Here is a 13,293-nt window from a genome sequence, read left to right as displayed (position 1 = left end):
GAATTTATTTCGCGCTCTATTGCGTGAGCGTATATTTAAAAAGCGAGGTGTAAAACCTCACCTACCCAGAGTAAGCAGGCAAATTGTAGGTGCGAATTTATTTCGCGCATAGAGCCCAACTTAAACGTAAAAAGCGAGGTATAAAACCTCACCTACAATAAACATCAAGCACGTAGGTGCGAATTCACTTCGCGCTTGAGTAATATTTAAGCTGTACCACCGACCGTTAACTGATCAATTTTAAGGCTTGGTTGGCCCACGCCTACCGGTACGCTTTGACCATCTTTACCACAAACACCAACACCTTTATCAAGTGCTAAGTCGTTACCAACCATAGATATTTGCTGCATTACTTCTGGGCCATTACCAATAAGCGTTGCGCCTTTAATTGGCTGAGTAATTTTACCGTTTTCGATTAAATACGCTTCTGATGCGCTAAATACAAACTTACCTGAGGTTATATCAACTTGTCCGCCGCCAAAGTTAGGCGCGAATACCCCTTTTTTAACACTACTGATAATATCGGCTTGGCTGTGCTCACCACCTAACATGTAGGTATTAGTCATGCGAGGCATTGGTAAATGTGCGTAAGACTCACGACGTGCGTTTCCGGTAGGATTTACACCCATTAAACGCGCGTTTAGCTTATCTTGCATATAGCCTTTTAAAATACCGTTTTCGATTAGCACGTTGTAAGCCGCTGGTGTACCTTCGTCATCTACGTTAAGTGAACCTCGACGGTCAGCTATGGTGCCATCATCAACAACAGTACACAGCTCAGATGCTACTTTTTGGCCCACTTTACCACTAAAAGCAGACGCGCCTTTGCGATTAAAGTCGCCTTCAAGGCCGTGCCCTACCGCTTCGTGTAAAAGCACGCCAGGCCAACCATTACCAAGTACAACTTCCATCGTGCCTGCAGGTGCATCAATAGCTTCAAGATTTACTTTAGCTTGACGTACCGCTTCTTCGGCAAATTCCATCCAACGCGGTTTACCGTCAACAAGCTCTTTAAAATAGCCATAATCTAAACGTGCACCACCGCCTGCGCCGCCGCGTTCACGGCGACCATTTTTTTCAAGCAGTACTGAACAGTTTAAGCGAATAAGTGGGCGAATATCGGTAGCAAACGTGCCATCACTTGCCGCGATTAATACTTCTTCGTATACCGCAGACATTGAGCTAATTACTTGCTCTGCATCGGGTGCTAATTCACGAATGTAGTTTTCAAGTTCGCGTAATAAATTAACCTTGTCGGTATCGCTCATACTCGAAATTGGTTGATGCGGTGCAAACTGCTCTTTAGCTTTAACATCGCTAAATACTTTAATTGCTCTATCTTCGCCAGCATCGGCAATGCTACGCGCTGCTGTTGCCGCTTTATTTAGCGCTTCAAGGTTTATTGCATCAGAGTAAGAAAAACCTGTTTTTTCGCCACTTACAGCACGTACACCAACACCACGTTCAACGTTATAAGAACCTTCTTTAACTAAGCCGTCTTCAAGCACCCACGATTCGTGGTGGCTTGATTGAAAATATAAGTCAGCGTAATCCACTTTATGCTGATGTATGTAAGCGAGCGTTTTTTCGAGCTCTTCTCTATTTAGCAGGCTGTCATGTAGTAAATGCTGTTCAACCGAATTCATAATAAATGCTCTCTAAATCGTTGATGAGACTGCACGGGCATATCTCGTCTAATTTTTTGTAACTGGTCTAAATCTGCGTGGCAGCTTATAAAACCGGTGCCTGTTGGCAATTCGCTCAGGGTATTACCCCAAGGTGAAATAATAATACTGTGACCATATGTTTGTCGGCCATTTTCATGTGTACCGTGTTGAGCCGCTGCAACTACATAGCATTGTGTTTCTATTGCGCGAGCTGCTAATAGCGGTTGCCAGTGTGCTTGCCCTGTAACAACTGTAAATGCACTCGGGACTAAAATAATCTCTGCGCCTTGGCGAACTAGATCATTGAACAAGCCACTAAAGCGCAGATCATAACATACTGTTAAACCTATTTTACCAAATGGAGACTCAACCACCACCATATCGCTACCTGCTTGGGTAAAATCTGATTCTCGATAGCTACCTGTTTTATCATCTACGTTTACATCAAATAAATGTATTTTGTTGTACGTTGCAACAAGCTCGCCTTGATTATTATATAAGTGCGATGCTGCGTAATACTTATGTTCGTTAAATGGCTCAGGCATTGTGCCTGCATTTAACCAAATATTATGGTGTTGGCACAATTCACTAAGTTGTAATTTGTATTGCTCAACTTGCTTAGCAACAAGTAAAGTATCGTTACCAGTTTTACTAAACACTAAAAAAGCTTCTGGCAAGCAAACAAGTAATGGCCTTGTTGCTGGCAGAGTTTTAAGTGCGCGCTTTAAGCTTGCTATGTTGTCATCAGGGTTTAGCCCTGAACACATTTGTAGGGCAACTATTGTGGGTGTGCTTATGCTTGCTGTTTTGTTCATTGCGTTACTGTTACTTGTGCATCTTTAAGCTTTAAATCGACTGATGCTTGTGGCTGATTTTGCGCAGCTTGAGGTAGTGTAACTTCACGACTTTTTCTGTCGAGTTCTTGAACAATAGGATCGTTCATTTTACCCGTTACTTTAAAATTGATCTCTGAGATGACGCGCGCAGAATGAATAACTTTATCAAGTGCTAAAGCAGCAAGCCCTGTTACTGGATTAACCATCCATGCCACTATAACCGGAATGCTTGAGGTTACTTGTGGCGCTACAGCAAGGTCATAATCTATATCTAGGGTATTTAAGTTTGCGTAGCCTTTAATAGTTAAATCGGCAGGCACACCGTCCATTTTAGTATCTTTAGTGTAAGCGATACCGTTTTCTAACTGCATAGAGCCTTGCATGCTGTTATAAAAAAAGCCCTTTGAAAATACATCTCTAAAATCAAGTTTCAGTTTGCGTACGAGTGAATCAAGGCTCAACAGCGAAAATACGCGTGCACCACCATCACTGATTTCAGTTAAGTGACCTTCCCCTAAATCCCAAGTAACTTCACCACTTAAAGTTTTCACATCAAAATCATAAGGTGCAGCTTGCCAAGTAAGATCATAATTTAGATCAGCTTTAGAATCCTTAATTGCAGAGGTAATATCAAACTCGCCAAACAATGCGCCTATATCATCACTTTTAAGCTCACCACTTAGCATTGTCAAACCATTTTGCCATAGCCCTTTAGTGCGCAGTACATGATCTCCTTTATCGATTACAAGTTCTGATATCGATAAGCGCTCGCCATCACCTAATAATGACGCACTCACTTTATCAAGCTGATAGCGATCAATTTTGCAGTCACTACATTCAAACTCAATGGCAGGTATTTTAGTAAGCCAGCTCAAGTCTTCCTCAGGAAGTACATCTGTTATTTCAATTAATTGCTCGCTAGGCTGTGCAAAATTAAGCCTTAAGTAATCGGTATTAATTCGTATAGGCTGGCTAGGTTGTGATGTAGGAATAAAAACTCCAGCTCTAAGTTCTTTAGCATTTAGCTTTAGGTATAAATCGTCTTTTGATGGTGCTAAACGCATTTCAAAATCATTAAAGATGATGTTACTCGCATCAAGCATACCTACATTTGCGACCACCTCATTAAGCGGTGGCATAATCCCTTTTGATTCTTTATCTGGATTTGCTTTACCTGCTTTAATTATTTGATCAATCAGATCAAACCAAGGCACTAGTTCACTCTGCTCAAGATTTATATTTACGCTTAAGTCTTTTTGGTTTAATCCTAAATCTTGTTTTCCGATCACAAAATGGGCATTACTAAACTGTGATTTCCCATTTTCTAAAATAGCATTAAAGTAAAACTGTTGATTAGCGTTTGCTGTAATGAGATTAGAAATATCATCTCCTTGAACTACTGCATCAAGTGCCCACGCTTGTTCGCTATTTTTATTATAAGGTGCGGGTAAGTTACTCGTTAAGCCAAGTAGTTCTGAGTTTACCTGTGCACGGTAATTAAAGCCTTGTTCGGTAAAATTAAGTACTAAACCAATATCAACATCGCTTTGCCCACTTAAATAATTTTTTAATATACCTTGCCCACTATCAATTAGTGTATCGGCGTCAACTTTGGCGTTTATATCTATGTTTGCTTGGTAATTTTTAGCATCACTTTTACTGCTGTAATTAATATTTAGCGGCATACCCAACCACTTCGCAGTCGCATTTTTAAGTGTAATATTGTCGTTTGTAAAATTAAGCTCGCCAGTTAAGTTTTTAAGCTCAATGCCTGGCGTTGCTATAAATACTGGCAAGTCATTTAAATTAACTTTGCCGCTAACACTGGCTCCGCCTTTAAACTTAGAGCCTACTAAAAGCTCAATACTGGCATCGGCTTCGCCTTTGCCCTGTACGACTTTAAAAATTTCAGCAAGAGGTTTGGCAATAGGTGTCGCTGCAAAAAAATCATGTAACTTTTCCATCTCTGCTTTTTTATCAATTTGCACAATAAGTTCATCAGCATTCATTAAATCTGCAATGCTCACCTGTACACTATGACCAATATCTAAATTAACCAACTTGCCTTGCTGGCTATATATGTCCATCCGCTCATTAGCAAAATGTAGCTGCACATTAGCATTAGTGACCGCAGGCCAATCAGGGTCAAACTCATAGGTTGCATTGTCTATTTGTGCTAATACATCAAACTGACCACTACCATCAGTAAATGGGAAACCAGACAAAGGCCCTGCAAATAAGACCTGTGCTTTAGATACTTCTCCGCCTTTAATTGCACCATTTAAATAGCTAACGAGCTCATGGCTCATTGCTTTTAGCGGGAAGTAATGCCCTGCAATATTGGCATCTGGAGCGAACGCTTCTGCATATAAATCTAAACGAGGCGTATCCCCGAGGCTCAGCTGCATTTCAGCAGCAAGTGTTATTTCATTATTATCAAACCAAATTTCATCACTACTGATGTGCCAACCTTCTTTTCGATTTACTAAATCTAAATCGATATTAATTTGATTATATTGGATATCATTACTAAAGTTTTCGCCAGTAACAAGCGTGCCATTTTCGCCAAATAAGCTAATACGTCCGCTTGCTTGATTTACAAGACCACTTACTCTTAACCCTTGAGCAGCCGGTACTGAATCGAGCTTTTGCCAACCAATATTGTCAGCCTCAAACCATAGCTGCCACTGCTCAACGCTTTCAAAATTTAAATATGCTTGTTTAATCAAACCACTTGGTTCACGCTCTAAAAAAGGGGCTAAACCATTAAAATTAGTTAATCCAGCTAAATTATTTAGTAGCTCTAAATCAACTTGCTGTAACCATACTTTGTTTTGCGCATCTAGCTTTGCTTCAAACTCTAAACTTGGCCAAGCCTTGCTGTTACTAGCAAATGTTAAACCTGTACTTTTTAAGCGCCAACCATTTTGCTCTGGGTATAAATGAAATCCCCCTTCGCTTAAACTAACTTGTTGATTTTTTTCTTCATACTGCCAACGCACAAAGCTTGGTAACCATTGCACTTTTATATCGCTAAATAGCCCTTTTTCGAGCTTAAGCCAAGCTTGTAAATTTATATCACTGTGTAATTGCTGCTTTTCACTTGTTATGTATTGCGCTAACCAGTTAGATACATCTACTTTATTTGCTTGCACATACATATCACCAATTACCTTTTCCAAGGTCTTACCCGATAAAGCAATGCGCGCATCAAAATTACCAACTGAGATACCAGGCAATGCCAAGCTACCACTGCCTAGGTGTTTTTTATCTTCATTTTGCCAAGTAATATTTTTAAGCATTACTTTACGCTCTTTACCATCTTCAAGTATGAAGTTGACGCTTGAATTCTCAATAGCAAAATGCCCAGTTTCACCTAAAAAAAGACCTTCAATGAGTTCTTTTTGTTCAAAAGAAACTTCACCTTGCTCATTGCCATTAAATAAGTTGCCCACATTAACGCTGGTGTGAAAGCCACTAATAACAAAATAATTAGATTTTAACTGTAGCGTTTTTAAGCTTTCCCACAAATTAAGCTCTAAACTGGTTTTTGCGATGGTAAGAGAAATAGGAGCCGTTTCATTATCTTTAAAGGATAAATCTTCAAGAACCAAAGCGGGGCCACTACCCTGCCAACTTGCTGAAATAGAACCAATTGAAAGGCTGACATCAAATTTACTGTGTAAGTAAGTTTCAATATCGCCTTTATAGTCATTAGCATAAGGAAGTGTATATTTTAAAATAGAAACAATAACGGCCAGTAATACCAAAATTATGGCGCAGGTTTGCCATAACTTTCTAAAACAAAAAAAACAGACCGCTTTTGCTTTCATTACATCATTACCACATCAAACTGTTCTTGGCTGTATAAACTCTCGGTTTGAATATGTACTTGCTTACCAATAAAAAGCTCAAGTTCCGCTAGGTTATGATATTCGTCATTAAGTAAAGATTCACTCACTGCTGGGGCAGCGTACACCATAAATTTATCGGCTGCGTAAGCACGATTAACGCGCACTATCTCGCGTAATATTTCATAGCACACTGTTTCAACTGTTTTTTGCGAACCACGACCTGAACATGCAGGACATACATCACATAAAATATGTTCTAGACTTTCGCGCGTACGCTTACGGGTCATTTCCACTAAACCGAGTGCAGAAAGACCATTTATATTCGTTTTGGTGCAATCTTTCGATAACGCAGATTCAAGCGAATGTAATACGCGGCGTTTGTGGTCTTCGCTTACCATATCAATAAAATCGATAATAATAATGCCGCCTAAATTACGTAGTCTGAGTTGACGGGCGATAGCCGAAGTAGCTTCTACATTGGTATTAAAAATAGTTTCTTCTAAATTACGATGGCCAACAAAAGCTCCAGTGTTTACATCAACCGTGGTCATCGCTTCGGTTTGATCAATAATGATATAACCGCCCGATTTTAACGTTACTTTACGATGTAATGCTTTTTGAATTTCATTTTCGACATCAAACAAATCAAATATTGGGCGCTCACCTGGATAATACTCAAGTACTTTAGAAAGCTGTGGTACAAACTCATCAGTAAATAACTTAAGCTCTTGATAAGTCAATTTTGAATCGACACGAATACGCTCCATGTCTTCACCTACATAATCACGAAGCGTTCTGAACGCAAGTGTTAAGTCTTCATGTAAGATGCTCGCTTTACTTGTTTTTTTTCTGCGAGATACTATTTTTTCCCATAACTTTCTTAAAAATTCAGCGTCGTGCCTTAGCTCAGCTTCGATTGCCCCTTCGGCTGCTGTACGCACAATAAAACTGCCATTTTCATCGCCATATTCCGCAACTATTTTTTTAAGGCGTGCACGCTCTTCTTCGGTTTCGATGCGTTGGCTAACTCCTACATGAGTAGCATCGGGCATAAATACTAAATAACGAGAAGGAATTGTTATATCTGTGGTGAGTCTTGCACCTTTAGTACCAAGCGGATCTTTAACCACTTGCACCATAATGTATTGACCTTGGCGAACTAACTCACGAATATCTTGTACTTTTTTTATCGGAGTGTCGTCAACGCCTTCTACAATTGATGCGCTGTTTACGATATCTGACGCATGCAAAAAGGCCGCTTTTTCAAGGCCTATATCAACAAAAGCAGCTTGCATTCCTGGTAATACACGACTTATTTTCCCTAAGTAAATATTACCAACAATACCGAGGTTGCCAATACGCTCAAGTTGAATTTCTTGTAATACACCGTTTTCTATTAAGGCAACACGGCTTTCGCTTGGTGTGACATTGATCAGTAATTCTGTACTCATGTTACCTTCTTAAGAATGCTTGTAATAATTGTTCGGTCTCATATAAAGGTAAGCCTACAACACAAAAATAGCTACCCGAAATATGAGTAACAAAGCGACCGCCTAAACCTTGTATTCCATAGCCACCGGCTTTATCTTGTGGTTCACCACTTAGCCAATATGCTTTTATTTCTTCATCGGTGAGGGTTTTAAACGTAACGTCAGTACTTACTACGCAACTAAGTATTTTATCTTTACTAGCAAATGCGATAGCCGTTAACACTTGATGTGTGTTACCTGATAAGCGCTTTAATGTTTGCGTAAAGTCAGCTTCATCACGAGGCTTACATAAAGACTCGTTATCAATAACAACCACTGTATCACTACCAAGCACCGGTCGGTCGGTATAGCCAAGCTCAACACCTAAGCTTGCCTTTAAACGCGCTAAACGCTCTACATAATTATGCGGCTGCTCATTAGGCAACTGGCTTTCGTCTGCATCAACACTAAATTGCGAAAACTCGATGCCTAACTGATTTAGTAATTCTTTACGGCGGGGAGAGGCTGATGCCAAATACACTGAAGTAGTCATTTACCTGATCCTAAAATGTCTGCGGTACTTACGAAGTAATGAAAATACCCAAAACCAACTCACCATACCGGTAAGCACTGGCCATAAATATTGTGGATTAAAATAAACACCGAGTAAAAAGTGATTTAACCAAAACTGCATTAAATGATAAAGCGTTAAGAACAAACCAATCAATAAGCTTTGCTGCCAAAGCGAAAAATTACGAATTTTTTGGAAATTGCTTGCAGTTACAAAAATACAAATCGAATAAGTCAGTGAATTCACACCAAGTGGCGAACCAGAAGCTAAATCAATTAATAAGCCAACCACCCATGCTGTAGCAATATTTAAACGATGCGGTAATGCAAGTGACCAATACATCAAAACAAGTAATACCCAATCAGGGCGAAATGGTTCAAACGAAAAAGGTAATGGCATTAACGCCATAACTAAGGCAAAAAATATGCTCAACCCTATTAACAATGAATAACGGCTAATCATTATTTAGACGCTCCTGCTTATTGCGCCACAAAATAACTAATAAACGAATACGATCTAGCTGAGCAATTGGCTCGGCATATACTTGAGCAAATGGCTGACCTTCATCTCGGTTAATTTCAGTTACAACAGCCACGGGGTAGCCTTCTGGGAATGTGCCGCCTAAACCTGACGTAACGAGTACATCGCCAATACGCACATCTAAGCTATGTGGCACATGCGAGAGTTTAACGACATTAATTTTACCAATGCCTTCGACCACGGTGCGCACATCATTACGTAAAATACGTACCGGCGTAGCATGCGTGGTGTCTGTCATTAGCAATACCCGTGATGTCGTCGATCCTACTTTAGTAAGTTGCCCTACCACTCCCATTTCATCAATAACGGCTTGCCCCTCACTGAGTTCATCGGTTGTACCACGATTAATTACCACTTGGTGACTATATGGATTTGAATGAACTGAAAGCACTTGCGCAATAATTTTACGATTAGACTGCTTTGCCGATGAGCCAAGTAAGGCACGTAGTTTTTGATTTTCTCTGGCTAAGAATTGATATTGCTGAAGTTGCTCACTTTGTAACATTTGCTTTTTTTTAAGCGCTTCGTTTTCAGTAAGAAGTTGATCCCGTGTATGCAGGCTTTTGGCACTAAAACTAAAAAGTTCGTATGGTAAATTAGCAACATAAATTAGCGGGCTAACGAGGGTATTGAGGCTAGTACGAACAACCGTACCACCTTGTGTGTATCTATCACCAATTATGAGTACGATACTCAAAAACACTGCGACAAAAAGTCGCAGTTGTAAGGAGACGGTTCGTCCAAACATTAATTTCATTAATCGTAACTAAAAACATCACCACCATGAACATCGATCATTTCCAGCGCTTTACCACCACCACGTGCAACACATGTAAGTGGATCATCGGCAACAACAACCGGAATACCCGTCTCTTCCATCAATAAACGGTCTAAATCTTTTAGCAATGCACCGCCGCCAGTCAATACCATTCCGTGCGCAGAAATATCTGACGCAAGCTCTGGTGGAGACTGTTCTAGTGCAACCATAACTGCACTTACAATACCCATTAATGGCTCTTGTAGCGCTTCTAAGATTTCGTGTGAGTTAAGTGTAAATGAGCGTGGTACACCTTCAGCTAAATTACGGCCACGTACTTCAATTTCGATTGGCTCGTCAGTTTTAAACGCAGAGCCAATTTGATGCTTAATGTTCTCAGCTGTTGCTTCACCAATTAAGCTACCAAAGTTACGGCGCACATAGTTAATAATCGCTTCGTCGAACTTATCGCCACCAATACGTACAGATGATGAGTAAACAACACCGTTAAGTGAAATAATAGCAACTTCAGTTGTACCGCCACCAATATCAACAACCATAGAACCGGTTGCTTCTGATACTGGTAAGCCTGCGCCAATAGCGGCTGCCATTGGCTCTTCAATTAAGTAAACTTCACGAGCACCGGCACCCATAGCAGATTCACGTATTGCACGTTTTTCTACTTGAGTAGCACCACACGGTACACAAATTAGTACACGTGGGCTTGGGCGCATAAAGTTATTGTTGTGCACTTGCTTGATAAAGTGCTGTAACATTTTTTCTGTTACATAAAAGTCAGCAATTACACCATCTTTCATTGGACGAATTGCTTTAATATTACCAGGCGTACGACCTAACATTTGCTTTGCTTCAGTTCCTACTGAGGCTACACTTTTAGGTCCACCAGCACGCTCTTGGCGAATAGCAACAACTGAAGGTTCGTTTAATACAATACCTTCTTCTTTTACATAAATTAGGGTATTGGCTGTACCCAAGTCGATCGATAGATCGTTAGAAAAAATACCACGGAGTTTTTTAAACATGAGGCTGGATGACCTTTGAAATACGTTCTTATGTTAGCTGCCTTACTTTAACATGCTTAGTTATGTGAGCAATATAAAGCGCAGCTGCCTTTGTAAATTTGTGAAAAAAAGGAAGCTAAGCTTCCTTCTTAAATTTTATCGTTCACGTACTAGACGAAAACCAATGTAATTAGATCTAAAATCAGGTGCTAAAATTAAGCGCGTTGAAGCACGAGCAAGACTTGGTGCAAAATTCCACGCCCCACCTCTTACTGCAATATCAGATTCACCTGATTCTTTATTGGTCCATTCCCATACATTACCTACGGTATCGTATAGTCCAAATGCATTCGGTGAAAAAGAACCAACTGGTGCAGCGCGCTTATTTGACCATTCACTACCACACCAACCACAGTTAGCTAAACCTTTACCAATTTCGTTACCCCAAGGGTATTCGGTTTCAGTACCGGCTCGTGCAGCATATTCCCATTCAACTTCATTAGGTAAACGAAATTGCTGCCCGGTTTGACCTGATAACCATTCTGCATACGCTTTAGCATCGTTATAGGTTAAGCATACAGCAGGAAAGTTACTATTTTGATCAAATCCTGGGTTGCGCCAATTTAAGTTTGCTTCCCATACTGGTTCGCCATTTAAATAATATGCGCACCCTTTATTTTGCTCTGCTTGTGTTTTGTAACCGGTATTTGCTACAAATTTTTCGTAGGCTCCAACGGTCACTTCTCGACTTTGCATCGTAAATGAATTGGCGATCACTTTTTCAACAACCGGACGCTCATTCGCTAAACCATTGCCGTTAATATCGCCCATTTTAAACTTGCCTGCTGGAATAACAACAACAGCGGTCTGAACATTTTCATTTAATACATTTATATTTTCATTAACCTGACGGGTAGTCACTTCTGTTTGCTCACGAGTGTATGTCGGTGCAGCAATCGACTCAGGCTTTTTTACTAAATTTACATGAATAGTCTGTGCTTTATTTAAATCTACACGCGCTTGGTAGGGCTTGTAACCCAGCTTACGCACTTCTACATTATGAACTCCACGCGGTAAACTAGTTACTAAACGAGTAGAACCAAAACTAACACCATCAATAAAAACTTCGTCGTCGTACACATTAGAGCGAAGCGTTAACTCTACCTGTTTATTGTTATCATTTGTGGTAATTACACGATTATTGCTAGCAACAGGTTTCATTGTGTAATTACTTACTGACGGCTCATCTAAACGAGATACCTGAACTGTTGCGCTATTATCCGCGCTATTACTGAATGTTAACTGACTATCTGAAAAAGTAGTGCCATAAGCCGGCTGATACACAGCGGTAAGTGGTGTCCCATACTCAGAACAATAATGGTTATCAACACTTAGTAAGTTACATAAACGACTGCTGTTGACTTCACCACGCATAGTGACGCTTAAATTAACGTTGTAATTACCTTGCCCACTAAAGGCGCTGCTCACTACATGACTACTTAAAATTTGTACTTGAGCGCCCGCCATATTACGTTTTGGCTCTACTAGGCGCTCTTCCGTTAAGTTGGCAAAAATTTGGTCTACAAAACGTTTTGTTGCTTTTTGTAAGCCCATTTGTTGGCCGCGTTGTTCACAAGCTGCAAGTGTTTCGGTGCGTTTACAGTTAATTGTATGATTAACTTCTAGCGTACCCTCACGCGTAAACTCATTACGTAAACGTTCAACTCGCGCTGTTGTTAGTTGCTCTTTTAAACTCTCTAAGGTGTTTAGTAACGTATGCTTAGCAACACGGATCTGTTCAATGTCTTTACGGTGGGATGCAATTGCCGCCAACTGCATAGAAATATCGTCTTTATTTTGCTTGTGATCAACCACCGCTTTTTGATAACGCGACTGAGTTGTACTGATATCTAACGTAGGATCGTCAATTAAGCGACGATACATTTCGTTCATTGCGTCAAGTGCTTGGTTTTTTTCTTTATCTAATTCAGTTGAACGAGAACGAAGTAACTCCAGTTGAGTTTGTAACTGATTTTCTTCTTTAAGATGTTTATCAAGTATTCTTGTCGAGCTATCGTATTCTGTTTGTTTAATACTAATTTCTGACTCAATTCCAGTTACAGTTGCTGTATCTTGTGCAAATGCACTACTAGCTAACAAACTAGCTGAAATTAACAGAGATAAAGGAGTAATTCGCATATATTCCAGTCCCAAAAAGCGGCAATTATTTGGTCGTTATTATTTTTTATAATTAAAGCCTTATGCTATGTACTTGCAGCACAAAATACAAGCTTTGTTCAATTATTATCTGAGTTTACAACTATTCACGTGTACCACGCCAGTAAATAACCCGATCATTTCCCTTTAAGCGGCAAAATTATAAAATAGCCACAAGTTCACTTCCCGTCTTTTCAGTATTAACAAGACTTTTGTATTGCATTTAAAAATATGACTTTATAAATAACGCGACCTAACCTGAACTCTAGGTAAGGGACTTACCAGAGCCTGTTGATCTTTTAAGAATAAAACTTGTTCTATCTAGGGGCTATTTAATCGCGGAGCGAGGTTTGTAACCTA

9 protein-coding genes are annotated in these 13,293 nt (G+C 39.9%); all 9 read right to left on the bottom strand.

Annotated elements, in window-relative coordinates; translation table 11 throughout:
* Window positions 1-206 precede the first annotated feature (206 nt).
* On the bottom strand, window positions 207-1,646 hold the full coding sequence (tldD, locus tag DO88_RS01810; RefSeq protein WP_033040856.1) for a metalloprotease TldD: 1,440 nt from the start codon (window positions 1,644-1,646) through the stop codon (window positions 207-209).
* On the bottom strand, window positions 1,643-2,482 hold the full coding sequence (locus DO88_RS01815) for a carbon-nitrogen hydrolase family protein (RefSeq protein ID WP_008137327.1): 840 nt from the start codon (window positions 2,480-2,482) through the stop codon (window positions 1,643-1,645). The genes tldD and DO88_RS01815 overlap by 4 nt, the downstream gene beginning before the upstream one ends.
* Entirely contained in the window at window positions 2,479-6,336 is a 3,858-nt protein-coding gene (locus DO88_RS01820; protein ID WP_033040855.1) for a YhdP family protein, read from the bottom strand. The genes DO88_RS01815 and DO88_RS01820 overlap by 4 nt, the downstream gene beginning before the upstream one ends.
* Entirely contained in the window at window positions 6,336-7,808 is a 1,473-nt protein-coding gene (rng, locus tag DO88_RS01825; RefSeq protein WP_007378601.1) for a ribonuclease G, read from the bottom strand. The genes DO88_RS01820 and rng overlap by 1 nt, the downstream gene beginning before the upstream one ends.
* A 1-nt stretch (window position 7,809) precedes the next feature.
* Window positions 7,810-8,379 carry a Maf family protein gene (locus DO88_RS01830; protein WP_008137331.1) on the bottom strand — a complete coding sequence of 190 codons (570 nt, stop codon included), beginning with the start codon at window positions 8,377-8,379 and terminating at the stop codon, window positions 7,810-7,812.
* Complete coding sequence (mreD, locus tag DO88_RS01835) at window positions 8,380-8,859, bottom strand: rod shape-determining protein MreD (RefSeq protein ID WP_007378603.1); 480 nt, start codon at window positions 8,857-8,859, stop codon at window positions 8,380-8,382.
* Window positions 8,852-9,694, bottom strand: coding sequence for a rod shape-determining protein MreC (gene mreC / locus DO88_RS01840; RefSeq protein ID WP_188085504.1), 843 nt, complete (start codon window positions 9,692-9,694; stop codon window positions 8,852-8,854). The genes mreD and mreC overlap by 8 nt, the downstream gene beginning before the upstream one ends.
* Window positions 9,694-10,737, bottom strand: coding sequence for a rod shape-determining protein (locus tag DO88_RS01845; RefSeq protein WP_002958401.1), 1,044 nt, complete (start codon window positions 10,735-10,737; stop codon window positions 9,694-9,696). Before DO88_RS01845 ends, mreC begins: the two co-directional genes overlap by 1 nt.
* Before the next feature lie 135 nt (window positions 10,738-10,872).
* Window positions 10,873-12,915 carry an SUMF1/EgtB/PvdO family nonheme iron enzyme gene (locus DO88_RS01850; RefSeq protein ID WP_033040854.1) on the bottom strand — a complete coding sequence of 681 codons (2,043 nt, stop codon included), beginning with the start codon at window positions 12,913-12,915 and terminating at the stop codon, window positions 10,873-10,875.
* Window positions 12,916-13,293 lie beyond the last annotated feature (378 nt).

The organism is Pseudoalteromonas sp. S3431 (genome assembly GCF_000690035.1).
Classification (GTDB): Bacteria; Pseudomonadota; Gammaproteobacteria; order Enterobacterales; family Alteromonadaceae; genus Pseudoalteromonas; species Pseudoalteromonas fuliginea.
Note: the sequence above shows the minus strand (reverse complement) of the source record. Positions and strands in the feature narration are given on the sequence as shown.